The organism is Bacillus sp. AMCV2, from assembly GCF_056033925.1.
In genome coordinates this window covers 3,115,850-3,140,952 of sequence record NZ_JBVYIB010000002.1, presented here as the reverse complement: position 1 = coordinate 3,140,952, position 25,103 = coordinate 3,115,850, and the positions used below count along the sequence as shown (strand labels likewise).

The 25,103-nt window shown below is 45.6% G+C and carries 27 protein-coding genes; 21 read left to right on the top strand and 6 right to left on the bottom strand.

The window, feature by feature from the left end; all coding sequences use genetic code 11:
• Positions 1 to 22: 22 nt before the first annotated feature.
• Positions 23 to 1,996 carry a S9 family peptidase gene (locus AC0OMA_RS16315; RefSeq protein ID WP_474222264.1) on the top strand — a complete coding sequence of 658 codons (1,974 nt, stop codon included), beginning with the start codon at positions 23 to 25 and terminating at the stop codon, positions 1,994 to 1,996.
• Between the two features lie 42 nt (positions 1,997 to 2,038).
• Here the strand turns inward: AC0OMA_RS16315 and AC0OMA_RS16310 are convergent, their stop codons facing one another.
• Positions 2,039 to 2,374, bottom strand: a complete 336-nt coding sequence (locus AC0OMA_RS16310) for a NifU family protein (protein WP_010886606.1) — start codon at positions 2,372 to 2,374, stop codon at positions 2,039 to 2,041.
• A gap of 99 nt (positions 2,375 to 2,473) precedes the next feature.
• Here AC0OMA_RS16310 and AC0OMA_RS16305 point away from each other — a divergent pair, with 99 nt between their 5' ends.
• A complete protein-coding gene (locus tag AC0OMA_RS16305) occupies positions 2,474 to 2,800 on the top strand; it encodes a YuzD family protein (RefSeq protein WP_021480530.1) in 327 nt (108 codons plus the stop codon).
• 25 nt (positions 2,801 to 2,825) lie between these two features.
• Here AC0OMA_RS16305 and AC0OMA_RS16300 read toward each other — a convergent pair whose 3' ends face one another.
• On the bottom strand, positions 2,826 to 3,893 hold the full coding sequence (locus AC0OMA_RS16300) for an NAD(P)/FAD-dependent oxidoreductase (protein WP_474222263.1): 1,068 nt from the start codon (positions 3,891 to 3,893) through the stop codon (positions 2,826 to 2,828).
• 262 nt (positions 3,894 to 4,155) lie between these two features.
• Here AC0OMA_RS16300 and AC0OMA_RS16295 point away from each other — a divergent pair, with 262 nt between their 5' ends.
• The 6 genes from AC0OMA_RS16295 (at position 4,156) to paiB (ending at position 8,666) form a co-directional block, all read left to right on the top strand.
• On the top strand, positions 4,156 to 4,392 hold the full coding sequence (locus tag AC0OMA_RS16295) for a YuzB family protein (protein WP_003222913.1): 237 nt from the start codon (positions 4,156 to 4,158) through the stop codon (positions 4,390 to 4,392).
• A 137-nt stretch (positions 4,393 to 4,529) separates the two neighbouring features.
• Positions 4,530 to 5,744, top strand: a complete 1,215-nt coding sequence (locus AC0OMA_RS16290; protein WP_003228710.1) for a NupC/NupG family nucleoside CNT transporter — start codon at positions 4,530 to 4,532, stop codon at positions 5,742 to 5,744.
• 122 nt (positions 5,745 to 5,866) lie between these two features.
• Positions 5,867 to 6,721, top strand: coding sequence for a diaminopimelate epimerase (gene dapF, locus AC0OMA_RS16285; protein ID WP_063334606.1), 855 nt, complete (start codon positions 5,867 to 5,869; stop codon positions 6,719 to 6,721).
• 78 nt (positions 6,722 to 6,799) lie between these two features.
• Entirely contained in the window at positions 6,800 to 7,162 is a 363-nt protein-coding gene (locus AC0OMA_RS16280) for a HesB/IscA family protein (RefSeq protein WP_003244166.1), read from the top strand.
• 338 nt (positions 7,163 to 7,500) lie between these two features.
• Positions 7,501 to 8,019 carry a spermidine/spermine N(1)-acetyltransferase gene (gene paiA, locus AC0OMA_RS16275; RefSeq protein WP_063334605.1) on the top strand — a complete coding sequence of 173 codons (519 nt, stop codon included), beginning with the start codon at positions 7,501 to 7,503 and terminating at the stop codon, positions 8,017 to 8,019.
• 23 nt (positions 8,020 to 8,042) lie between these two features.
• Complete coding sequence (paiB, locus tag AC0OMA_RS16270; protein ID WP_133954423.1) at positions 8,043 to 8,666, top strand: protease synthase/sporulation negative transcriptional regulator PaiB; 624 nt, start codon at positions 8,043 to 8,045, stop codon at positions 8,664 to 8,666.
• Between the two features lie 73 nt (positions 8,667 to 8,739).
• On the opposite strand, the gene guaC is transcribed toward paiB, so the two are convergent.
• Positions 8,740 to 9,720 carry a GMP reductase gene (guaC, locus tag AC0OMA_RS16265; protein WP_015483645.1) on the bottom strand — a complete coding sequence of 327 codons (981 nt, stop codon included), beginning with the start codon at positions 9,718 to 9,720 and terminating at the stop codon, positions 8,740 to 8,742.
• A gap of 278 nt (positions 9,721 to 9,998) precedes the next feature.
• On the opposite strand from guaC, the gene AC0OMA_RS16260 reads away from it, so the two are divergent.
• Positions 9,999 to 10,139, top strand: coding sequence for a hypothetical protein (locus AC0OMA_RS16260; RefSeq protein WP_003228723.1), 141 nt, complete (start codon positions 9,999 to 10,001; stop codon positions 10,137 to 10,139).
• Between the two features lie 37 nt (positions 10,140 to 10,176).
• Here AC0OMA_RS16260 and yumC read toward each other — a convergent pair whose 3' ends face one another.
• A complete protein-coding gene (gene yumC, locus AC0OMA_RS16255; protein WP_003220618.1) occupies positions 10,177 to 11,175 on the bottom strand; it encodes a ferredoxin--NADP reductase 2 in 999 nt (332 codons plus the stop codon).
• Between the two features lie 331 nt (positions 11,176 to 11,506).
• Here yumC and AC0OMA_RS16250 point away from each other — a divergent pair, with 331 nt between their 5' ends.
• The 4 genes from AC0OMA_RS16250 (at position 11,507) to spsC (ending at position 14,177) form a co-directional block, all read left to right on the top strand.
• Positions 11,507 to 12,727 (top strand): NAD(P)/FAD-dependent oxidoreductase, encoded by a 1,221-nt coding sequence (locus AC0OMA_RS16250; protein ID WP_174616594.1) that lies wholly within the window; start codon positions 11,507 to 11,509, stop codon positions 12,725 to 12,727.
• A gap of 172 nt (positions 12,728 to 12,899) precedes the next feature.
• Entirely contained in the window at positions 12,900 to 13,043 is a 144-nt protein-coding gene (locus tag AC0OMA_RS16245; protein WP_003243733.1) for a YuiA family protein, read from the top strand.
• A gap of 53 nt (positions 13,044 to 13,096) precedes the next feature.
• The gene (locus AC0OMA_RS16240; RefSeq protein ID WP_015384543.1) at positions 13,097 to 13,417 is read left to right on the top strand and encodes a YuiB family protein; all 321 of its coding nucleotides are present in this window, start codon (positions 13,097 to 13,099) and stop codon (positions 13,415 to 13,417) included.
• Between the two features lie 103 nt (positions 13,418 to 13,520).
• A complete protein-coding gene (gene spsC / locus AC0OMA_RS16235) occupies positions 13,521 to 14,177 on the top strand; it encodes a stationary phase survival protein SpsC (RefSeq protein WP_072175151.1) in 657 nt (218 codons plus the stop codon).
• 29 nt (positions 14,178 to 14,206) lie between these two features.
• Here the strand turns inward: spsC and AC0OMA_RS16230 are convergent, their stop codons facing one another.
• On the bottom strand, positions 14,207 to 14,683 hold the full coding sequence (locus AC0OMA_RS16230) for a divergent PAP2 family protein (RefSeq protein WP_003244337.1): 477 nt from the start codon (positions 14,681 to 14,683) through the stop codon (positions 14,207 to 14,209).
• Between the two features lie 157 nt (positions 14,684 to 14,840).
• On the opposite strand from AC0OMA_RS16230, the gene AC0OMA_RS16225 reads away from it, so the two are divergent.
• Positions 14,841 to 16,343, top strand: coding sequence for a leucyl aminopeptidase (locus AC0OMA_RS16225; RefSeq protein WP_015384541.1), 1,503 nt, complete (start codon positions 14,841 to 14,843; stop codon positions 16,341 to 16,343).
• Between the two features lie 146 nt (positions 16,344 to 16,489).
• Positions 16,490 to 17,818, top strand: a complete 1,329-nt coding sequence (locus tag AC0OMA_RS16220; protein ID WP_003228736.1) for a Na+/H+ antiporter family protein — start codon at positions 16,490 to 16,492, stop codon at positions 17,816 to 17,818.
• Between the two features lie 68 nt (positions 17,819 to 17,886).
• Here AC0OMA_RS16220 and AC0OMA_RS16215 read toward each other — a convergent pair whose 3' ends face one another.
• Complete coding sequence (locus tag AC0OMA_RS16215; RefSeq protein WP_029318475.1) at positions 17,887 to 18,489, bottom strand: biotin transporter BioY; 603 nt, start codon at positions 18,487 to 18,489, stop codon at positions 17,887 to 17,889.
• A gap of 102 nt (positions 18,490 to 18,591) precedes the next feature.
• Between AC0OMA_RS16215 and AC0OMA_RS16210 the strand changes: the two genes are divergently transcribed.
• The 6 genes from AC0OMA_RS16210 to AC0OMA_RS16185 all read left to right on the top strand — a co-directional run bounded on the left by AC0OMA_RS16210 (position 18,592) and on the right by AC0OMA_RS16185 (position 25,085).
• Positions 18,592 to 19,188, top strand: a complete 597-nt coding sequence (locus AC0OMA_RS16210) for a sulfite oxidase-like oxidoreductase (RefSeq protein WP_474222261.1) — start codon at positions 18,592 to 18,594, stop codon at positions 19,186 to 19,188.
• Between the two features lie 213 nt (positions 19,189 to 19,401).
• Positions 19,402 to 20,271, top strand: a complete 870-nt coding sequence (gene besA, locus AC0OMA_RS16205) for a ferri-bacillibactin esterase BesA (protein ID WP_063334602.1) — start codon at positions 19,402 to 19,404, stop codon at positions 20,269 to 20,271.
• Positions 20,272 to 20,463: 192 nt separating this feature from the next.
• Positions 20,464 to 21,249 carry a 2,3-dihydro-2,3-dihydroxybenzoate dehydrogenase gene (locus AC0OMA_RS16200; protein ID WP_474222260.1) on the top strand — a complete coding sequence of 262 codons (786 nt, stop codon included), beginning with the start codon at positions 20,464 to 20,466 and terminating at the stop codon, positions 21,247 to 21,249.
• Positions 21,250 to 21,274: 25 nt separating this feature from the next.
• Entirely contained in the window at positions 21,275 to 22,471 is a 1,197-nt protein-coding gene (dhbC, locus tag AC0OMA_RS16195) for an isochorismate synthase DhbC (RefSeq protein WP_015483641.1), read from the top strand.
• A 28-nt stretch (positions 22,472 to 22,499) separates the two neighbouring features.
• Positions 22,500 to 24,119: a (2,3-dihydroxybenzoyl)adenylate synthase gene (locus AC0OMA_RS16190; protein WP_327844766.1), complete on the top strand. Its 1,620-nt coding sequence runs from the start codon at positions 22,500 to 22,502 to the stop codon at positions 24,117 to 24,119.
• Between the two features lie 27 nt (positions 24,120 to 24,146).
• The gene (locus tag AC0OMA_RS16185) at positions 24,147 to 25,085 is read left to right on the top strand and encodes an isochorismatase (RefSeq protein ID WP_038427886.1); all 939 of its coding nucleotides are present in this window, start codon (positions 24,147 to 24,149) and stop codon (positions 25,083 to 25,085) included.
• Positions 25,086 to 25,103: the final 18 nt, after the last annotated feature.

Sequence of the window (25,103 nt, the reverse complement as noted above, 5' to 3'; positions counted from 1 at the left end):
ATGTAAAAAGGAGGAGATGAATATGAAAAAGCTGATAACCGCAGACGACATCACTGCGATTGTCTCTGTGACCGATCCTCAATACGCCCCAGACGGCACCCGTGCCGCATATGTAAAATCACAAGTGAATCAAGAGAAAGATTCGTATACATCAAATATATGGATCTATGAAACGAAAACGGGCGGGTCTGTTCCTTGGACACATGGAGAAAAGCGAAGCACCGACCCAAGATGGTCTCCGGACGGGCGCACGCTTGCCTTTATTTCTGATCGAGAAGGCGATGCGGCACAGCTGTATATGATGAGCGCTGAAGGCGGAGAAGCGAGAAAACTGACTGATATCCCGTATGGCGTGTCAAAGCCAATATGGTCCCCGTATGGCGAATCGATTCTGGTCACTGTCAGTTTGGGAGAGGGAGAAAGCATTGATGACCGAGAAAAAACGGAGCAGGACAGCTATGAACCTGTTGAAGTGCAAAGCCTCTCCTACAAACGGGACGGCAAAGGGCTGACGAGAGGTGCGTATGCCCAGCTTGTGCTTGTCAGCGTAAAGTCGGGTGAGATGAAGGAGCTGACAAGTCACAAAGCTGATCATGGTGATCCTGCTTTTTCTCCTGACGGCAAATGGCTTGTTTTCTCAGCTAATTTAACTGAAACAGATGATGCCAGCAAGCCGCATGATGTTTACATGATGTCACTGGAGTCTGGAGATCTTAAGCAGGTTACACCTCATCGCGGCTCATTCGGATCAAGCTCATTTTCACCAGACGGAAGGTATCTTGCTTTGCTTGGAAATGAAAAGGAATATCAGAATGCAACGCTCGAAAAGGCATGGCTTTATGATATTGAACATGACCGCCTCACATGTCTGACTGAAATGCTAGACGTACACTTAACGGATGCACTGATTGGTGATTCATTGATCGGTGGTGCCGAACAGCGCCCGGTTTGGACAAAGGACAGCCAAGGGTTTTATGTCATCGGCACAGATCAAGGCAGTACGGGCATCTATTATATTTCGATTGAAGGCCTTGTGTATCCGATTCGTCTGGAAAAAGAGTACATCAATAGCTTTTCTCTTTCACCTGATGAACAGCACTTTATTGCCAGTGTGACAAAGCCGGACAGACCGAGTGAGCTCTACAGTATCCCGCTTGGACAGGAAGAGAAACAGCTGACTGGCGCGAATGACAAGTTTGTCAGTGAGCATACGATATCAATACCTGAAGAGATCCAATATGCTACAGAAGACGGCGTGACGGTGAACGGCTGGCTGATGAAGCCTGCACAAATGGAAGGTGAGACAACATATCCACTTATTCTCAACATACACGGCGGTCCGCATATGATGTACGGGCATACATATTTTCATGAGTTTCAGGTGCTGGCGGCGAAAGGATACGCGGTCGTTTATATCAATCCGAGAGGAAGCCACGGCTACGGACAGGAATTTGTGAATGCGGTCAGAGGAGATTATGGAGGAAAGGATTATGACGATGTGATGCAAGCTGTGGATGAGGCTATCAAACGAGATCCGCATATTGATCCTAAGCGGCTCGGTGTCACAGGCGGAAGCTACGGAGGTTTTATGACCAACTGGATCGTCGGGCAGACGAACCGCTTTAAAGCTGCCGTCACCCAGCGCTCGATATCAAATTGGATCAGCTTTCACGGCGTCAGTGATATCGGCTTTTTCTTTACAGACTGGCAGCTTGGGTATGACATGTTTGAGGACACAGAAAAGCTCTGGGACCGGTCTCCTTTAAAATACGCAGCAAACGTGGAGACACCGCTTTTGATTCTGCATGGCGAGCGGGATGACCGCTGCCCGATCGAGCAGGCGGAGCAGCTGTTTATCGCTCTGAAAAAAATGGGCAAGGAAACCATGCTTGTCCGTTTTCCGAATGCATCGCATAATTTGTCACGCACCGGACACCCAAGACAGCGGATCAAGCGCCTGAATTATATCAGCTCATGGTTTGACCAATATCTCTAATAAAAAAAGCCAGGCTGATCAAATATCAGCCTGGCTGCTTTATTAAAAAACTTGTTCTACTTCAACGACACCCGGCACTTCTTCTAGAAGAGCGCGCTCAATTCCGGCTTTCAGCGTAATTGTTGAACTTGGGCAGCTGCCGCATGCGCCTAGAAGACGAAGCTTAACGATACCTTCATCTACGTCTACAAGCTCACAGTCACCGCCGTCACGAAGTAAAAACGGACGAAGTTTGTCCAGTACTTCCTGCACCTGTTCTTTCATTTCAACTTCAGTCATGACATTCGCTCCTTTCGTCGTCATAAAACCATTATATTCAGTGTAACAATAAAAATCTATTGTTTGGTTTGCAAAGTTGCTCTCCCTATTATAGCACATTCAGACTTCAACACAAAAACGGTTTTTTTCTATAAAAACGTCCTTTGGCTCTGTATACTTAAAAGAAAGGACTTACATAGGAGAAGGGGGCGTTTACAAGTGATGAAACCAGTCATGCTCAGCGTGTACGGGGCAGAAACCGTTTGTGCGAGCTGTGTAAATATGCCGACAGCCAAGGATACATACGAGTGGCTTGAGGCTGCGCTGAAAAGAAAATATCCAAATCAGCCTTTTGAGATGCAGTACATCGATATTCATGAGCCGCCTGACAATGAACATGCGAAAGAGCTGGCGGAAAAAATCAGAAATGACGAGTATTTTTATCCGCTTGTGCTCGTAGAAGACAAAATTGTCGGTGAAGGCAATCCGAAATTAAAAGACGTTTATGAGGAAATGGAGAAGCATGGGTATACAGAAAACCGCTGACTTGATCAGCGGTTCTTCTCTATCATTAACCGTTATGGTGTTTATACATCCACAGCAAGCCGGATTTCAGCATACGCGGAACACGGCCGATCAGCGGACGGTCAGCAACAAGCCCGAAGCCGGCTTTTTTTCCGAGTGAACCGAGGACGCCTTTCAGCTTAAACTGCGGCATTGATTCAGGCAGGGCTTCTCCATTCCAGCGTTTTTGCAAGATTTGGACAATCTGCTCTGCTTGAGCCTCTGCCAGCTGGGCGCTCGGTGCATGAGGAAGGCTGGCGCAATCGCCGACAACGTACAGATGTTCATCACCTGGAAGATTGTGATGAGGCGTTAATACAATACGCCCTTGTGCGTCCTTCTCCACATCTAAGTCTCTGACGACTTTGTTTGGCTGGATGCCGGCTGTCCACACGATGGCGTCTGCAGAAATCGGATCATCGTGGTTATACACAACGCCTTCTTCTACTGTTGTGATATTTGCCCTGTTAATAATGCGGACACCGTGCTCTTCGAACCATTTTTGCACATATTTGCTTAAACGCTCGGGAAAGCTTGATAAAATGAGATTACCGCGGTCGAACAAAATAATGTTCAGGTCATCACGGCTTTCTCTCAATTCACTTGCAAGCTCAACGCCGCTTAAGCCCGCTCCGACAATGGCGACGGTGGCATTAGCGCTCAGATTATTCAGCTTTTGATAGGTTTCGCGGGACTGATCGATGGTTTGAATACTGTAGGTGAATTCAGGCGCTCCCGGCACGTTGTGATATTTATCCTCACAGCCGAGCCCGATTACGGCGTCATCGTAAGAAATCGGTTCACGATCTTGGAACAGCACTTGTTTTTGTACAATATCAATTGATGTGATATCACCATATTGGACATCCAGGCGAGGGTGCTCTGGGAATGACACTCTGATATGATGGTCAGAAATTGTGCCTGCGGCAAGGGCATAATATTCTGTTTTCAAGCAGTGATAAGGATTTCTGTCAATTAACGTGATTGAAATATCATCAGGCAGCTGGTTTGGCAATAAGCGATGAAGAACACGCATGTTCCCGTAACCTCCGCCGATCAAGACCAATTTTTTCATTTGAATTCCCCTTTAATCCGAAGAGTATGATAGACACATTGAAGAAAATACGAACTATGTAAAATAACATCTAGAATTATATCGAATTTGATCTAAAATCACAATAATAGTTTCAAAATAACCTACAATTTAGCCTGAAAACACAAATTAGTAAAACGTTATTTGAGAAATAATATGTTACGATAATAAATTTTGAATCATCCGTTGTCTTTGACGAATAGTAAAAAATTCGCGATAATGGACATATGTGAGGTGAAACCGCATGAATCCAATGATTGAATTTTGTGTCAGCAATCTGGCTCACGGCTCTCAGGAAGCCCGGGCGATTTTGGAGAAGGATCCCAACCTTGATGTCCTTGAATATGGCTGCTTAAGCTACTGCGGGACATGCATGGAATCGCTTTTCGCTCTGGTAAACGGAGAAGTCGTCATGGGTGAAACGCCTGCCGAGCTTGTTGAGAATATATATACCTTTATTGAAGAAAATCCAATGTTTTAAAGAAAAGGGCCTGGACAGGCCCTTTTTTTATTTTGCCGTACAAAAGAACTAAAAAAATGTGTAGACATCAAAAAATATTATTGTTATCGTATAAAAGATATTTTTTTAAATAAAATTTAAGAGGTGTACGAGTATTCATGAATGTTCTGTGGGGGCTGCTGGGCGCAGTTGCGATCATTGCTATCGCGTTTTTATTTTCAGAAAAGAAAAGCAATATTAAGATAAGAACCGTCATCGTTGGTTTATGCACACAGGTGGCGTTTGGATACATCGTGTTGAAATGGGAAGCGGGACGCGCTGTTTTTTTATGGTTTTCAAGCCGTGTACAGCTTCTGATTGACTATGCGAATGAAGGCATCAGTTTTATTTTTGGACCGCTTCTAAAGGTCGGAGACAGTCCGGCATTTGCATTAAGTGTACTGCCCGTTATCATTTTTTTCTCAGCACTGATTGCAGTTTTATATCATTTGAAAATCATGCAGCTCGTTTTCCGTGTCATTGGCGGCGGATTGTCGAAGCTCCTTGGAACAAGCAAAACGGAATCTCTGGCGGCTGCTGCCAATATTTTTGTAGGACAATCAGAATCTCCGTTAGTGATCAAACCTCTGATTGCTGGGCTGACGCGCTCTGAGTTGTTTACGATTATGACGAGCGGTCTATCGGCAGTTGCGGGATCTACCTTGTTTGGGTACGCGCTACTCGGTATTCCGATTGAATACTTGCTGGCGGCCAGCTTTATGGCTGCTCCAGCTGGACTAGTCTTTGGTAAATTGATTATACCCGAAACGGAAAAAACGCAAACCGTAAAAAGCGATTTCAAAATGGATGAAGGTGAAGGCGCAGCCAATGTCATTGACGCAGCTGCAAAGGGAGCGTCAACAGGACTGCAAATTGCGTTAAACGTTGGGGCGATGCTGCTTGCGTTTGTTGCGTTAATCGCTGTAGTAAACGGTATTCTCGGCGGGGCTTTCGGCTTGTTCGGTTTAAAAGGCGTAACATTAGAATCCATTCTCGGCTATGTGTTTTCTCCTATCGCCTTTTTGATTGGCGTGCCCTGGCATGAAGCATTGCAGGCGGGAAGCTATATCGGCCAGAAATTGGTGCTGAATGAGTTTGTCGCTTATTCTAACTTCGGTCCGCACATCGGCGAGTTTTCTAAGAAAACTGCTACCATTATCAGTTTCGCGTTATGCGGATTCGCCAATTTTTCATCAATTGCGATTATGCTTGGTACGCTTGGCGGTTTAGCACCCAGCCGCCGTTCAGATATCGCACGTCTCGGCCTGAAGGCTGTTCTTGCAGGAACATTAGCCAATCTGCTCAGCGCAGCCATTGCCGGCATGTTTATATAAACGATAAAAGCTCCTTGCGTCAGTGCAAGGAGCTTTTATGTATGAAAAACGGGGGATAATTGTATTGTGTCCGCTTATAATAGCTTTTATACTAAGAAAAAGAAAAAAAGTTGGAGGCACCTATGAACTCATTTCGATTTACCAAAATGCACGGCCTGGGAAACAGCTATATTTATGTGAATCAATTTGAAGAACAGCTTCCAGAAGAAAAACTGTCAGAGATTGCAATTCAGGTTTCTTCTGTTTATACAGGGATCGGATCCGACGGAATGATCCTGATATGCCCATCAGACCAAGCGCCTGTTAAAATGCGGATTTTTAATAATGACGGGTCTGAAGGGAAAAACTGCGGCAACGGCCTGCGCTGCGTCGCAAAATACGCATATGAGCATAAGCTGGTTGAGGAAACATCTTTTCTGATTGAAACTCTCTCCGGGCTTGTGAAAGCGGAGGTTCAAGTCGAAAACGGAAAAGTGAATGTGGTCACTGTCGATATGGGCGAACCGCGCTTGACAAAATCCGAGCTCCCGATGCTTGACGGCGGGGAAGAGCGCACAATCAATGAAACGATGGCATTTGGTGAAGTAGAACTAACAGGCACTGCCGTTTCAATGGGAAATCCGCATATCGTTTTTCCGATCGCAGACATTGAACAGGCACCCTTAACGACACTGGGGCCGGTGATTGAGAAAGATCCGAGATTTCCGGAAGGCATCAATGTGGAATTCGTTGAAATCGTGAATGAACAAGAATTGCATTTCCGCGTCTGGGAACGGGGATCAGGAATTACTCAGGCATGCGGGACAGGAGCATGTGCAGCGGCCGTCGCATCTGTATTAAACGGTGTATCAAAGCGAAATCAAGACATCACGGTACATTTAGCAGGCGGGGATTTGGTGATAAACTGGAAAGATAACGGCCATGTAATGATGACAGGGCCGGCTGAAACCGTTTGTGAGGGTGTCTATTTCTTGTAAAACACCTTGTTTGAGAATTGGGACGATCATGTTTATAATAAAAGACAGCAACCGGTTTTTAAAAGGAGGTTCACAATGATGAGCAACCCGGTAACAATTACAGAAGCAGCAGCTTTGCATATAAAAGATATGATGAAAGAGCATGAAGAAGAAAACGCATTTCTGCGTGTAGGCGTCAAAGGCGGCGGCTGCAGCGGACTTTCTTACGGCATGGGCTTTGAGCATGAAAAGAGTGAATCAGACAGTGTGTTTGATCAGCACGGCATCACTGTTCTAGTTGACAAAGAAAGCCTTGACATCATGAACGGCACCGTGATTGATTATAAACAATCCATGCTCGGCGGCGGCTTCACCATCGACAATCCAAACGCCATCGCTTCATGCGGCTGCGGTTCTTCGTTCAGAACAGCAACGAATGCAGGCAAGCCTGAAGAGTGCTAAGCACTAAAAACGGATAGCAACTATTACTGACGCTTTTCTTAGCGATAAATCATCGTTAAGGGAGGCGTTTTTATTATGGGGAAATGATGCAGAGAGTTCCGGGAACTTCGGCAAGAGAAAATCCGCATTGCTGTTTGATTTTTGTTGTAAATACAGCAAAATTACGCTATATTTAATGTGAAGTATATTTTATTGCATTTACAACAAAAAACGTTAGGGAGTTGATGATGAAGAAGATTTTTGGAATGGTAACAAGGTCAGTAACTTTTCCGTGTTTAAATATATTAAAAAGGGACGCAAGACAATTGAATTTTTAATAAAGGGGCTGAATCCGAACAATGAGTGTAAAAATGAAAAAATGCAGCCGGGAAGATTTACAAACACTCCAACAATTGAGTATTGAAACATTCAATGACACTTTTAAAGAACAGAACTCACCTGAAAATATGAAATCCTATTTAGAAAGCGCATTTAACACTGAGCAACTGGAAAAAGAGTTATCCAATATGTCTTCGCAATTCTTTTTTGTTTACTTTGATCATGAAATCGCTGGATATGTAAAGGTCAATATCGATGATGCTCAGTCTGAAGAATTGGGTGCTGAATCACTTGAAATCGAGAGAATTTATATAAAGAACAGCTTTCAAAAACATGGGCTTGGCAAACATCTGTTGAATAAAGCGATAGAAATTGCGCTGGAACGTAATAAAAAGAACATTTGGCTAGGTGTGTGGGAAAAAAATGAAAATGCCATTGCCTTTTATAAGAAAATGGGGTTTGTTCAGACCGGCGCCCACTCTTTTTATATGGGTGATGAAGAACAAACGGATTTAATCATGGCTAAAACACTCATATAATATTTTTCGAAGGGTGGATGATGATGTATATTCCAAAATATTTTAAAGTCACAAATGCTGAAGACATTTGGAATTTTGTTCAAGAAAACTCCTTTGGTACGATTGTCACAACAGAACAAGGAAAACCAATTGCCACACATTTGCCGTTAGGATTCAATAAAAAAGACGATCATTACTATATTACGGGGCATTTCGCTTATGGAAATCCTCAGTGGAGAACGTTTGAAGCCTGTGAAGATGTGCTTGTGATGTTTCAGGGACCGCACGCTTATATTTCTTCTTCCTGGTATTCACGCGAAAATGTTCCGACGTGGAATTATCAGGCTGTCCACATGTATGGAAAAGCAAGTATGTTAGAGAAAGATGAATTAGCAGAAGAATTAACAATCATGCTGGAGAAATACGAAAAACATCGTGACAATCCTGTTTTATGGGATAAGCTTTCTCCAAAACTCTTAGAACGTGAATTGAAAGGTATCGTTGGATTTAAGATTAAGGTGGAAGACATTCAAGCGGCATATAAATTAAGCCAGAACCGAAATGAAACGGATTATATGAACATCATTGAACAGTTGCAAAATGAAGAAAATCCAAATGCAAAACAAATGGCAGAACTGATGGAAAATAAATTCAAAAAGCAAATATAAGCTTACTTTGCTGAAGAAGTAGCAGAAAACGCCAACTCAAGCGGAGAACCGCTGACTTGGCGTTTTTTTATGATTAATATTTATCCCCATTAAAAATGGAATTCTTCACAATCACATAATCCACATTGCGGATGGCGTCAAGCTTTGTTCCGCCTGCATAAGAAATAGAAGATTGAAGATCCTGCTCCATTTCAATCAGTGTATCCTTGATTGAGCCTTTATGCGCCACGTGCATTTTTTTGCCTTCGACATTTTTCTTTTCGCCTTTTTGGAATTCAGAGGCTGAGCCGAAGTACTCTTTGTAAAGCTTTCCGTCTTTTTCGATCGTTTGGCCTGGCGATTCTTCGTGTCCGGCAAATAGTGAACCGATCATGACCATCGTTGCGCCGAATCGGATTGATTTTGCGATGTCGCCATGGGTGCGGATGCCGCCATCCGCGATAATCGGTTTGCTGGCTGCTTTGGCACACCAGCGCAGCGCCGCTAATTGCCAGCCGCCTGTGCCGAAGCCGGTTTTGATTTTCGTAATACATACTTTTCCCGGTCCGATGCCGACTTTAGTGGCATCCGCTCCCGCATTTTCAAGTTCTCTGACCGCTTCCGGCGTTCCGACATTGCCAGCAATAACAAAGCTGTCCGGCAAATGTTTTTTAAGGTGCTGGATCATTTCAATGACAGCATTTGAGTGCCCGTGAGCAATGTCAATTGTCACGTATTCAGGAGTCAGATTTTCTTCTGCCAGCTGGCGGACAAATTCATACTCCTCCTCTTTGACGCCCACGCTGATAGAAGAGAATAAGCCGCGTGCGTTCATATCTTTAATAAAATTAATTCGTGTCTCAGGCTCAAATCTGTGCATCACATAAAAGTAGCCATTTTCGGCTAATGAAATCGCTAGTTTTTCATCTATAATCGTCTGCATATTGGCAGGGACGACGGGTAATTTAAATGTACGTCCGCCTAAACGTACGGATGTATCACATTCTGAACGGCTATTTACAATGCATTTTGCAGGAATTAGCTGAATATCTTCGTAATCAAATACGTTTTCCATGTTTTTCACTCCTAAAAACGAATATTTAAAATGATATTATATGAAATGTTCGCCTTCTATAATGTACTCTGTTTTATTTAGGATGTCAAACATTATGATTTCCTGGCAGGTATGGTGCAAGTGCCGAAGCTTGTCATGCAGGGTGAGTTTAGGTATCATAGTTTTAACGAATGGTCTTAGAGAGCGGATCAAAACGCGAATGATATACGTTCAGCAAAGCTTGGTCGTTCAGCACCAGGCTTTCTTTATGGCATGGACATGGGAAAGGAGCGAATAAGATGGCCCAAAACGAAGAAAAAACACCGAAGTCCCAAAAGATTCAGGACCGTATTATTATGGCAATGATCTGGGTAGTCGCAGCCCTTGTGATTGCGCTGGTTGTAGGAACTGCATTGAATTATATCAATATCTTCAAATAAAAAAGGAGCTGTGTCGCAGACACAAGCTCCTTTTTTATTATTTATTTTCAAAAAGACTTGTTGAGTGAAGAGGCTGTACGCGGGCTTTCGGGTCCATGTAAGCCTTGGCGTTGTTCACTGCTGTCGGTGCCTCACCGAAGCCGCTGGCAATCAGGTTGACTTTTCCTTCGTATGTACAAATGTCACCTGCTGCAAAGAAGCCTTCGATATTTGTTTCCATTGTTGATTTCACGACAATGGAATTTTTCTCGATGTCCAGGCCCCAGTTTTTGATCGGTCCAAGAGATGAAACGAAACCGTAGTTGACGATTAAGTCATCAATTTCTAAAATCTCTTTGCGGTCGCCTTTCACTTCTTCAAGCACTAGCTGTTCGATTTTGTCTTCGCCGATCAGCTCCGCAGGGACGAATGGTGTCAGGACATTAACCTTCGACGCATGAAGGTTTTCCACACTGTGCTCGTGCGCACGGAACTTGTCACGGCGGTGAATGATCGATACTTCTTTTGCGATCGGCTCAAGCATAAGCGCCCAGTCAACCGCGGAATCTCCACCGCCAAGGATCGCAACGCGTCTGCCGGCAAATTTTTGCAGATCATCAACGAAGTAATGGAGGTTTTTGCCTTCATACTGCTCGGCATTTTCAAGTTCCAGCTTTCTCGGTTTGAATGCACCGTTTCCTGCAGTGATGATGACCGTTTTAGAGTAGTGGGTTTCTTCATTTGTTACAAGCTTAAACACGCCATCCGCTTGTTTCTCAACAGATTCAACCGCTTGCTCCAGACAAATGGTTTGGTCGAATTTCGCCATTTGCTCTTTTAGGTTATTGATAAGCTCTTGCGCGCGGATTTTCGGGAATCCCGCTACATCATATATATACTTCTCAGGGTATAGGGCGCTAAGCTGTCCGCCGAGCTGAGGCAGGCTTTCGATAATTTTGACGCTTGCCTGTCTCATTCCGCCGTAAAAAGCGGTGAATAAGCCGACCGGTCCCCCGCCTATAATTGTAATATCATAAACCTTTGTATCCTCTCGCATACGAAAATTGCCTCCTAAATGAAAATTGTTATTAATTATACCATATTGCCGTTCAAATTGACGAGTCAGCAGAAAAAATCGTAAGGATCTAACGTGCCCATCCGTTCTTGAAAATATTTCCGCAGGCCGCTACGATAATAACCAAATGAAATGATCTTTTTCTGAATGTTTCTTGGGCCAGCCGGATAAACATGATAATAGTGCTATGGGTAAGGACTTCACAAAAAACTTTTCAATATATTTCATAAAATCCCGCCAATTAGCTGAAGCTAACACAAATGATGATTTTATTATGGGTCTAACAAAAGCAAAAAAAGAGAAGGTGGATGTGATGGCATTGAATAAGCCCAAAATCGTGATTTTAGGTGCAGGATATGGCGGATTGATGACGGTGACAAGGCTGACGAAATATGTCGGTCCGAATGATGCTGAAATTACGCTTGTAAATAAACACAATTATCATTATGAAACGACATGGATGCATGAAGCGAGCGCGGGTACGCTCCATCATGACCGCTGCCGTTATCAGATAAAAGATGTAATCAACCAGTCACGGGTGAATTTTGTACAGGATACCGTAAAGGCAATCAAAATTGATGAGAAAAAAGTTGTGCTTGCGAATGGAGAACTGCAGTACGATTATTTAGTCATCGGGCTCGGCGCCGTGCCTGAAACATTCGGCATTAAAGGCTTGAAAGAATATGCGTTTCCGATCGCCAACATCAACACGTCGCGCCTGCTGCGGGAACATATTGAGCTGCAGTTTGCGACTTACAATACGGAAGCGGAAAAACGGCCGGACAGGTTAACGATCGTTGTTGGCGGTGCCGGATTTACGGGAATTGAATTTCTTGGCGAGCTGGCGGCTCGCGTGCCGGAGCTCTGTAAGGAGTATGACATTGACAGAAGTCTTGTCCGCATCATTTGTGTGGAAGCAGCGCCGACCGTTTTGCCGGGCTTTGATCCGGAACTTGTTGATTACGCCGTACATTTCCTTGAGGAAAACGGAGTTGAGTTCAAGATCGGCACAGCTGTACAAGAATGTACCCCGGAAGGAGTCAGAGTCGGCAAAAAAGATGAGGAACCAGAGCAGATCAAATCGCAAACCGTTGTATGGGCGGCAGGTGTCCGCGGCCATCCGATTGTAGAGGAAGCCGGTTTTGAAAATATGCGCGGCCGGGTCAAAGTCAACCCTGATCTCCGCGCCCCAGGACATGACAATGTCTTTATTCTCGGCGACAGCTCGCTGTTTATGAATGAAGATACAGAGCGTCCGTATCCGCCGACTGCGCAAATTGCAATGCAGCAGGGCATAACGGTTGCTAAAAACCTTGGCAGGCTAATTAAAGGCGGAGAGCTTGAGGAATTCAAGCCGGACATTAAGGGAACAGTGGCTTCTCTTGGCGAGCATAACGCGGTTGGGGTTGTTTATGGCAGAAAGCTGAAAGGCACGCCGGCTTCGTTTATGAAAAAAGTCATTGATAACCGCTCGCTGTTTATGATTGGCGGACTCGGACTGACACTGAAAAAAGGCAAGTTCAAGTTTTTCTAAAAACCCGCGGAAGCGGGTTTTCTTTATTAAAAAACGCCAAAATAAAAAGAGAATGAGAGGAAAATAAGTATGTTTCCGCTTACATCAAAAGATTTGTCACATGATCTGACTTTATTATTGACAGCTTGATATGGTATATTATCAGAAAATTAAGAAAAAGGGTGATGATTAGATGAAAACTGCAACGACAACCGCTTCACATGCATGCCCATTTTGTTCAGGGAAAGGATATTTTCAATTGATTCTCGGCGGTTCAGAGACTTGTCCGTCTTGCCAGGGGACAGGAAAAGACAGTCATTCTTTTTCCAGCCGTTGACTTTATTTCAGCCCCCGCGTTACACTAAAAACAACGCAGGGGGGTGGAATAGGTTGATTAGTCTGCCAGTCGTAATCATCTCAATTGTTTTGTTTTTTGTCTTGTTTTTTGGAATCGGTTTCTTATTAAACATGCTGCTGAGAATGTCTTGGATTATGGCTGTGATTTATCCGATTGTAGTCCTTTTCATTATCAGCAAAGAAAAGCTGATCAGCTATGTCCAGTCGCCGGGAGAATCCTTTGCCAGCCTGTTTCATCGTGTCTTATCATTAGCGGCTGCCGATGTGCTGATTTTAGCCAGCGGTTTGGCCGGCGCCATCGTGTCCGGTATAGCGATCAACATGCTCAGAAAAAGAGGATATCAAATGTTTTAAATGCCGCTTTCTTCTAAAGAAAGCTTTTTTTATGTGTTCAACTCATTCATCATTTTGAATAATGCTCTCTCCACTTGGGAACAATGATTCGGAGGAGAGGTGAATGATGTTGAATATGATCAGACGTTTGCTGATGACCTGTTTATTTCTGCTTGCATTTGGCACGACATTTTTATCAGTGTCAGGAATTGAAGCGAAGGACTTGTCAAAATGGGTGCAGGAACATCAGGAAAAGCACTTGAAGCATGCAGGACTGACATTAAAAGCATTGCAGCAGAAACAAACACAAACCACGTCCGCGGCTGAGGATAAAACAAAACCGTTAGAAGAGGCATTTGATTGGGATGAATATCCAGTCCAAAGAGTAACAGCAACAGGCTACACAGCAGGAGCTGAGTCGACGGGCAAAAATCCCGGTGATCCATTATACGGGCTTACATATTCAGGTGTGAAAGTGAAACGGGATTTATATTCCACGGTTGCTGCTGACCCGTCCGTTTTCCCGATCGGAACAATTTTATTCATTCCGAACTACGGTCTCGGAGTTGTGGCCGACACAGGATCAGCTATTAAGGGAAACCGCCTTGATCTGTACTTTGAGACAGTCAAAGATGTATACAATGAATGGGGCAAAAAAACCCTTGATGTATATGTGATTAAAAAGGGAACGGGAAAGATTACCGAGGATGAGCTTGAGAAGCTCAATGAAACAAAATCTTTGCAAGTGTTCAGAAATCAATATAAAACTGTGAAAGAATAAAACGCTCCAGCGAAAGCAGGAGCGTTTTTTTACATGAAAAAGTAAGCGAGTACCAATGTCAGTAAAATACCTGTGAGGCCTCCGAAAAAGACTTCGATCGGCTGATGTCCGAGAAGCTCTTTCAGCTTTTTTTGCTTTTCTTTCTCTGCAGCCTTAGGGAAGTCCTTCGCTTCATTTACGAAACGGTTAAAATCAATGACAAGCTTATTAATGACTGTTGCCTGCTCACCGGCGTGACGTCTGACGCCAGTTGCGTCAAACATGGTGATGACGGCGAAAATGGCGGAAACCGCAAAGAGTGAGGAGTCTAATCCATGCTCCAAGGCTACGCCTGTTGAAAGCGCAGTGACCGCTGCGGAGTGAGAGCTCGGCATGCCGCCTGTGCTTGTGACCAGCGACCAGTCCAGTTTTCTGGACACGATAAACTGTATGGGCACTTTGATGACCTGAGCAAAAATAATTGCGGCCAGGCTTGATAATAAAGGAAAATTCGTTAAAAGTTCCATCGGCGACATCCTTTCTATTTGAAAAATCCTTCGTGTTTCAAAAGAAAAAAGCAAGTCTTAGACTGTTGTTTGTTAAAATAAGTATAGTGGAAAGAATGTTTTTCCTATTATACCATTGTTCATTACAAATACCCATTACGTTAGGAGTGTAAGCCTCATGTTTTATGCGGTTCAACAATCAGAGCATACAGAAACCCTTGTGGTCGGGCTTTTTCAAAAAAGCCAGCTGACAGGAAAAGCGTTGGAAATTGATGAAATGCTCGAAGGCCATCTGACACTGCTTTTAAAAGAGGGTGATGTCTCTGCGAAACCGAATCAAGTATCAAAAGTATTCCCTCCATCTTCTGCGGGTATGAAACGGATTTATTTCGTTGGTCTGGGGAGAGAAGCAAATTATTCGTTTGAACAGGCGAAGGAACGTTTTGCTCATGTTTTTCAAGCCATTCATAAAGATCGAAAACAAGAAACTGCTGTTCTGCTTGATACGTTTATTTCGGAAGACGTGCCTCCAGCCGATGCCGCTCATGCTTTAGCAGAGAGCTGCCTGCTTGCTTCCTATGAGGTGCAGGATTATAAGCACAAATCAAATGAGCCTGACAAACAAATTGAAGCCGTGTATGTTGTAACAGATGAAGATACACAGGAAGTGCAGGCGGGGCTTCGCGTCGGCCAGGCATACGGACAAGGGACAAATTCGGCTAGAACGCTTGTGAATATGCCGGGAAACATGCTGACAGCGACTGACCTCGCTTCGTATGCTGAGGAGCTTGCGGCGAAATATGATTTTGAGTGTGAGATACTGGAGAAATCAGAGATGGAAGAGCTCGGTATGGGCGGAATACTTGCGGTAAACCAAGGCTCCACCGAACCGCCGAAAATGATTGTGTTGAAATATCAGGGCAAAAAGGAATGGGAAGACGTCGTCGGACTAGTCGGGAAAGGAATTACCTTTGACACAGGCGGCTACTCCATTAAAACGAAATCTGGAATTGTCGGCATGAAATCAGATATGGGAGGAGCAGCTGCGGTTCTCGGGGCTATGGAAACGATCGGAGAGCTTCGTCCTGAGCAAAACGTGCTGTGCGTTATTCCATCAACCGATAATATGATCTCCGGCGGGGCCATGAAGCCGGATGACGTGATCGTATCTTTAAGCGGAAAAACAATAGAAATCCTTAATACGGATGCTGAAGGAAGGCTAGTGCTTGCAGATGGCATTACATACGCGAAACAGCATGGCGCGTCAGTTCTTGTCGATGTAGCTACGCTTACCGGCGGCGTCGTTGTAGCTTTAGGAACAGAAACAACCGGTGCAATGACAAATGATCAAAGCTTTTACCAGCAGGTAGCTGATGCTGCACAAGAGTGCGGCGAGGCGATCTGGCAGCTGCCGATCACAGAGAAGGATAAAAAACGCGTGAAAAGCAGCCAAATGGCGGATCTCAACAATTCACCGGGACGCGAGGGACATGCGATTATGGCAGGAACGTTTCTTGGTGAATTCGCTGAGTCAACACCTTGGGTTCACCTTGATATTGCAGGCACAGCGACTGCCAATAAAGCAACCTGCTTCGGGCCGGCCGGGGCTACTGGCGTTATGGCAAGAACACTGGCTACACTTGCGGAGCGATTTACATTGGAAGAAGATAAAAACGAGTAATCAAAATCCCTGCTGTACGATGCGGCAGGGATTTTTTTCTTCCAAAATCTTTAGTTGACTAAAGTGGAACGGTTATGATACGATACGTTCGTACTTTATTTATCTACTACATTAGCAAACTAAAGGATTTTTGGAGGGGTATCATCATGAATGCAGTCGTCATCGCAGTCCTGCTTATGCTTGTATTAAGCCTGCTGCGTGTCAATATTGTTATCGCATTAATTATAGGCGCCTTGGCCGGCGGGTTAACAGGCGGGCTCGGTCTTGGCGAAACGGTTAAAGCTTTCACAGACGGTCTCGGCGGAAATGCCACCGTTGCAGTCAGCTACGCTATGCTTGGCGCGTTTGCCGCCGCTTTGACGAAAACGGGTCTTCCGGACGCAATGGTGGAAGCCTCCGTTAAATTAATCGGAAATAAAGAAGATTCTCGAAAAAAAGCACTTTCTAAGGTGCTGATTGTGCTGATTATTTTAATTGTATCTTGTTTTTCGCAAAACGTCGTTCCGGTTCACATCGCGTTTATCCCGGTGCTGATTCCGCCGCTTTTGAAAATCTTTAATGAACTTGAAATGGACCGCCGTCTGATCGCGTGTGTAATTACATTTGGCTTAACGGCTCCTTATATTTTGCTTCCGGTCGGTTTCGGCCAAATCTTCCAGGGAATGCTGAAGGACAATATGGCGGATGCGGGGTTAAACGTTCCGCTTGCTGATATTCCGTACGCACTGATTATTCCAGTTGCAGGTATGGTTGTCGGCCTTATTTTATCAGTGATCGTATACCGTAAACCGAAACAATATGAAACAAAAGACATTTCAGGTGCAGAAGCATCGCCATATACGAGAAAAAGCATTGGTATCGCGGTTCTAGCCATTGTCGTGTCACTCGGCGTCCAGCTTTACTTATCTCAGACTTTGGGAGTAGAAGGAATGATTATGGGGGCGCTCGCTGGTCTGATTGTTCTGTTTGTCAGCGGTGTGATGAAGCGTGATGAAGCGGACTCACTGATTACTGATGGAATGGTTTTAATGGCCTTTATCGGCTTTGTCATGCTTGTTGCAGCCGGGTTTTCAAACGTGTTGACGAAAACCGGAGATGTCGAGTCACTGGTCAAAACGTCAGCTGGTTTTATCGGACACAGTCAGTCATTAGGTGCATTGCTGATGCTCATTGTCGGCTTATTAATTACAATGGGGATCGGATCTTCTTTTGCGACGATTCCTGTTATCACAACCATTTTCGTGCCTCTATGCATGCAGCTTGGATTCAGCCCGATGGCAACGATTGCGATTATCGGAGCTGCTGCTGCCCTCGGCGATGCCGGTTCACCTGCCAGTGACAGTACGCTTGGGCCGACTTCAGGTTTGAGTGCGGACGGCCAGCATCACCACATTTGGGATACTTGTGTGCCGACATTTATATTTTATAATATTCCGCTTGTCATCTTTGGCTGGATTGCAGCGCTTGTTTTATAGGAAAAAGGCTCCCCTTTACTGGGGAGCCTTTTCTCGTTATGATAAAAAAACCGTCCAATAGAACGGTTTTACATGGACGATATATGATTTCTGTTAAAGCCGGTTGCTTTATGAATAGAGCGGTAGATTGCTGGTGCGATAAACGACAGTATCACAGCCAGCGCTGTATCTTTTACCATAAACCAAATCATAAAGCCCCAAGCCGTGCCGTAGCTCACTGGCGTATGAATCCACAGCTTCAGTGCAAGATACATATAGGTAGTGCCGATGAGATACATGATCGCCGTTCCGATAAGTGAAGCAATGAGAAATCGAATTTTACTTGGCTGAATGTTTCGTTCTAAAAACCATCCCGCTGCAAATGCTGCCGGGATGTATGAGATAATAAACCCGCCGCTTTTCCCTGCAAACGGTGCGAAGCCTGCTGAAAATTGAGCAAACACAGGCGCTCCGGCCAATCCCACAAGTGCATATACAATCATGGCAATCGCTGCTCGTTTGCTGCCAAGAAGCAAAGCTGCCAAGAGACAGAAAAACGGCTGCATCGAAAGCGGAATGCCGGCTACTTGTAAAAAGGGTGCTACTGATGTAATGTTGGCCCCGACAGCCATAAGTGCGGCGAACATGCCAATCAGCGCCATATCTCCCGCACGAAGTTTACGTTGTTTCATCGTTGTTCCCCCTTAGGTTGACATACACAATCATAGAGTAATAAAGAACAAAAAGATTGTCAACATGATTTTGAATTAGGTTAACAAAAAGGAGGGCTCCATATGTATTTCGGAAAAACAAGACAGTCCGATCAATCTGGAAGAGTGCCGCCAAATCAAAACGTCACCACTTCATTTCCTGTGCTTCATACCGGAGATGTCCCATATTACGAAGATATGACGAAATGGAATCTTCAAGTATACGGTTTGGTTGACCATCCGATGCTGTTAAGCTTTGAAGATGTCAAAGCCTTTCCACAGTATGAATCGAAAAATGACATTCATTGCGTCACGGGATGGTCAAGGCTTGATAATGTGTGGCAAGGCGTGCGGGCTTGTGATATAGCGGAAAAAGCGGGTGTAAAAGAAGAAGCGGGCTACGTCATTTTACATGCTGAAGAGGGCTGGACGACCAATCTGCCGCTTGATGATTTCATAGCGGAAACTTCCCTTCTGGCTTATGCGCATAATGGCGAACCTTTAACCCCTGAACACGGCTTTCCGCTGCGGGGTGTATTTCCGCATCTGTATTTTTGGAAAAGCGCCAAGTGGCTGCGCGGCATCCAATTTACGAAAGAAAATCACCCTGGCTTTTGGGAGCGGAATGGCTATCACATGAGAGGCGATCCTTGGCAAAATCAAAGGTTTACATGGGATTAAGGTTCTATTTCAAATAGGACAATCCGCATTTTTATTGGATTTTTACTTCCATATTGATAGTCTGCAGGTACCTTATTTGATCAAGGTGCCTTTTTTATTCGGGAAAAAGTTGACTTTCTTTGGAAGAAAACCTATTATTTGAGGTGTCTAGTTGATAGTGAAAATCATTATCATACATTGCGGTTTAGTTTAAGGAGAGGAATGTCGTACTGCATGAAAGAGCAAACAACAGACCGGACAAATGGCGGGACACCAAACGCATTTACGATTCCTGGTACGGAAGTGCGTATGATGTCGTCACGCAATGAAAACCGTACCTATCACATTTTTATCTCGAAACCTAGTACGCCGCCGCCACCCGCTGGTTATCCTGTGATTTATCTGCTGGATGCCAATTCTGTCTTCGGAACGATGACGGAAGCCGTTCGAATACAGGGACGCCGACCCGAAAAAACCGGGGTGATCCCTGCAGTGATCGTCGGCATTGGCTATGAGACAGCGGAGCCGTTCTCCTCAGCGCGCCACCGGGATTTTACAATGCCAACAGCCCAATCGAAGCTGCCGGAAAGGCCCGACGGCAGAGAATGGCCGGAGCATGGCGGAGCGGAGGGCTTTTTCAGATTTATTGAAGAGGATTTAAAACCGGAGATAGAACGAGATTACCAGATTGATAAAAAAAGACAAACAATCTTTGGCCATTCGCTCGGAGGGCTTTTCGTGCTGCAGGTGCTGCTAACAAAGCCCGATGCGTTTCAAACATATGTCGCGGGAAGTCCGTCCATTCATTGGAATAAACCGTTTATTCTCGAGAAAACGGACGATTTCGTCTCTCTCACCAAGAAAAACAATCAGCCTATCAATATCCTTCTTGCCGCAGGAGAATTGGAGCAGCATCATAAAAGCCGGATGAATGATAATGCAAGGGAGCTTTATGAGCGGCTGGCCGTTTTATCTGAACAAGGCATACGGGCAGAATTTTGCGAGTTTTCAGGAGAAGGACATATTTCAGTTCTTCCAGTTTTGGTCAGCCGGGCGCTGCGTTTTGCGCTTCACCCTGACGGACCGCATCTATCAATGGGCTGAGACATACTCAGCCTTGCCTTTAAAAAATATTTGTCACTGAAATTATATTTGACTGTCACATGACATTTGGATATGATTATTTTTATAATTGATAATGATAATCATTATCAATAGATTGCGTTTTTCAAGGCGCAGCAGTCTTTTTCGCTGGATGTCTGTTCGGCATTTAGAGCGAAGAAAGGAATTGATGATATGAATGCAAAGGGTATAGAGGGAAAAATTGCTTTTATAACAGGGGCTGCCCAAGGAATAGGCGAAGCTGTTGCGCGGACGCTTGCCAGTCAAGGCGCACATATTGCGGCAGTTGATTATAATCCTGAAAAGCTGGATAAGGTTGTGAACAGCCTCAAAGCAGAAGGCCGCCATGCAGCAGCTTTTCCTGCGGATGTGAGAGACAGCGCGGCGATTGACGAGATCACGGCGCGCATTGAACGTGAAATGGGGCCGATTGATATTTTAGTGAATGTAGCGGGTGTCCTTCGCCCGGGACTGATCCATTCACTTAGCGATGAGGAATGGGAGGCGACGTTCTCAGTGAATTCGACTGGCGTATTTAACGCCTCGCGTTCAGTCAGCAAATATATGATGGACCGAAGATCAGGTTCGATTGTAACAGTTGGATCGAATGCTGCCGGTGTACCAAGAACATCTATGGCGGCATATGCGTCTTCAAAGGCTGCGGCTGTGATGTTTACGAAATGCCTTGGCCTTGAGCTTGCAGAATACAATATTCGCTGCAACATTGTATCTCCCGGATCAACGGAAACAGACATGCAGTGGTCATTATGGGCCGACGAGAATGGAGCGGAGCAAGTCATAAAAGGATCACTTGAGACATTTAAAACAGGGATCCCGCTCAAAAAACTAGCCAAGCCTTCGGATATTGCGGATGCGGTGCTCTTTTTGGTTTCTGGCCAGGCAGGGCATATTACGATGCATAATTTAGTCGTAGATGGCGGCGCGACCTTAGGCGTGTAACTGAATTTAAAGGAGGTTCATGAGAATGTTGGATCAAAACGTTATAACAGAAACAAAAGCGGAGCATTTGCTTCATGAATATCAGCCGGGCGCCTTTTTCTTAGCGTCTCCTCATCGTGTACTGTTAGCGAAAGGCATATGTGAAATCGTACCGGAGGCAGACGGGCAAAACCAAATAGAAACCCTTTCTGGCCGAATTGCAGAGACGTTGCGTCAGGCAAAACAATCAGGGCAAAGCCGGCCGCTTGTTGTCGGGGCCGTTCCTTTTGATCAAGTAAAAGCAGCGCGGCTCGTTGTACCTGAGGAAGTGCGCTGGTCAGGACCGCTTCAATTTGATCATGAGGAAAAGGAACAGCAGGCTGGGCATACATACCACATAAAGCCTGTTCCTGAACCTGAGGATTATAAAAATGGTGTTGAACAAGGGCTGACACGCATTGCCGATGGAACACTCAGCAAAATCGTCCTATCCAGATCGCTGCATTTGACATCGCCTGAACCGATTCAGACGGATGAATTGCTTCGCCATCTGGCTCAGCATAACACGCATGGCTACACGTTTGCCGCAGACGTGTCCAGCCAGGAGGAAACGTCTCCCCGCCGAACATTGCTCGGAGCAAGTCCGGAGCTTCTCGTTTCAAGGATGGGAACACAGGTCGTTTCCAATCCATTAGCCGGCTCAAGGCCGCGCAGTAATGATCCTGTTGAAGACCAGCGCCGGGCAGCTGAATTGCTTTCTTCCGCAAAGGATCTTCATGAGCACGCGGTTGTCGCTGACGCGGTTGCGGCAGCGCTGAGACCTTTCTGCCGGACGCTGGAGGTTCCGGAGAAGCCTTCACTGATCAAAACGGAAACGATGTGGCACCTGTCCAGCGTGATTAAGGGAGAGCTTTCCGATCCGTCTGTAACTGCACTTGAATTGGCGGCGGCGCTCCACCCGACGCCAGCAGTCTGCGGAACACCGACTGATCTTGCAAGAGAAGCGATTCTCAGCATTGAACCATTTGACCGCGGTTTCTTTACCGGCATGGTCGGCTGGTGTGACGATGCCGGTGACGGAGAATGGATCGTGACCATCCGTTGTGCAGAGGCAGAAGAACGCTCACTCCGCCTGTATGCTGGAGCTGGTGTTGTGGCCGGTTCAAAGCCCGAGGACGAGCTTCAGGAGACGTCCGCAAAGTTTCGGACAATGCTGCGGGCAATGGGCGTGGATCACATATGAACAGAATGAATTGCTGGAGGGATACAACATGCTGAAAGGATTTACGCCTTGGCCTGATGAGTTAGCTGAGACCTATCGAAAGAACGGCTGCTGGGCCGGTGAAACGTTTGGAGATTTGTTAAGGGACCGGGCAGCCAAATATGGTGATCGCATTGCCATTACATGCGGAAACACCCATTGGAGCTATCGAGAGCTTGACACAAGGGCTGATCGCCTGGCTGCCGGATTTCAAAAGCTCGGCATTCAACAGATGGATCGTGTTGTGGTGCAGCTGCCAAATATCAAAGAGTTTTTTGAAGTCATTTTCGCGCTTTTCCGTCTGGGGGCGCTTCCAGTCTTCGCACTGCCTTCTCATCGAAGCAGTGAAATTACATATTTTTGCGAGTTTGCTGAAGCGGCTGCATATATCATTCCCGACGCATATTCCGGTTTTGACTACCGTTCGCTTGCCAGACAGGTTCAAAGCAAGCTGCCGACTTTGAAAAACATCATTGTCGCAGGTGAGGCAGAGGAATTTTTGCCGCTCGAGGATTTGCATACAGAACCTGTAAAACTGCCTGAAGTCAAATCTTCGGATGTGGCGTTCCTCCAGCTTTCTGGCGGGAGCACCGGGCTATCGAAACTGATTCCGAGGACCCACGATGACTACATATACAGCCTGAAGCGGAGTGTGGAGGTCTGCTGGCTCGACCACAGCACGGTGTACTTGGCCGCGCTGCCGATGGCACACAATTATCCGCTGAGCTCACCTGGCGTTCTCGGCGTATTATACGCTGGAGGAAGAGTGGTATTATCTCCTTCTCCAAGTCCAGATGACGCATTTCCTTTGATTGCACGCGAAAAGGTCACGATAACCGCTCTTGTTCCGCCTCTTGCGATGGTATGGATGGATGCGGCATCCTCACGCCGTGACGATTTATCCAGCCTTCAAGTGTTGCAGGTCGGCGGTGCCAAGTTTAGTGCTGAAGCCGCGCGCAGGGTAAAAGCTGTTTTCGGCTGCACGCTGCAGCAGGTGTTCGGAATGGCAGAGGGTCTCGTCAATTATACGAGATTGGATGATCCTGAGGAGATCATTGTCAACACCCAAGGAAGACCGATGTCCCCATATGATGAAGTGCGTGTTTGGGATGATCATGATCGCGACGTAAAACCTGGTGAAACAGGCCATCTGCTGACGCGGGGACCGTATACAATTCGAGGTTACTATAAGGCAGAAGAGCATAACGCCGCTTCATTTACTGAGGACGGTTTTTACCGTACGGGTGATATCGTCAGGCTGACACGAGACGGCTATATTGTCGTTGAAGGCCGGGCGAAGGATCAAATTAACCGTGGAGGAGAAAAGGTTGCGGCTGAAGAGGTAGAAAATCATCTGCTGGCGCATCCAGCTGTCCATGATGCGGCAATGGTTTCCATGCCTGACCAGTTTCTTGGTGAGAGATCTTGTGTGTTCATTATTCCCAGGGATGAAGCCCCAAAAGCCACAGAGCTCAAAGCATTTTTGAGAGAGCGCGGACTGGCGGCATATAAAATCCCTGATCGAGTTGAATTTGTCGAATCCTTTCCGCAGACAGGGGTAGGAAAGGTAAGCAAAAAGGCTCTTCGTGAAGCTATTTCCGAGAAACTTCTTGCAGGGTCAAAAAAATAAAACAACAATTTGAGAGGAAGTGTTCAAATGGCTATACCTGCCATTCAGCCGTATCAAATGCCGACAGCATCTGATATGCCGCAAAACAAAGTATCATGGGTGCCTGATCCGAATCGGGCTGTCTTGTTAATACACGATATGCAAAACTATTTTGTCGATGCTTTCACAGCGGGAGCGTCTCCGGTAATAGAGCTTTCAGCGAATATACGAAAGCTGAAGAATCAATGTGTTCAGCTTGGGATTCCTGTTGTCTATACCGCACAGCCGGGAAGCCAAAATCCGGATGACCGTGCGCTGCTGACAGACTTTTGGGGCCCGGGATTAAACAGCGGTCCTTATGAGGAGAAAATTATAACCGAGCTGGCACCAGAGGATGATGATCTTGTGCTGACAAAATGGAGATACAGCGCGTTTAAGAGAACGAATCTGCTTGAAATGATGCGCAAAGAGGGACGCGATCAGCTGATCATTACAGGAATTTACGCCCATATCGGCTGTCTAGTTACAGCATGTGAAGCATTTATGGAGGATATTAAAGCCTTTTTTGTGGGAGATGCAGTTGCTGATTTTTCATTAGAAAAACATCAAATGGCGCTGGACTATGCGGCTGGACGCTGTGCGTTTACCGTGATGACTGACAGTCTTCTTGATCAGCTGCAGAATGCGCCGGCAGACGTTCAAAAAACGTCAGCAAACACTGGCAAAAAGAACGTGTTTACATGTGAGAATATCCGTAAACAAATTGCTGAGCTTCTACAAGAAACACCGGAAGACATCACAGATCAAGAGGATTTGCTCGATCGTGGTCTTGATTCGGTAAGGATCATGACATTGGTGGAACAATGGCGCCGTGAAGGGGCAGAGGTGACTTTCGTAGAATTGGCTGAACGCCCAACGATCGAAGAATGGCAGAAATTGCTCACAACCCGCAGCCAGCAAGTGCTGCCAAACGCGGATTATTTATAAAAGGAGGGTAAACAAACG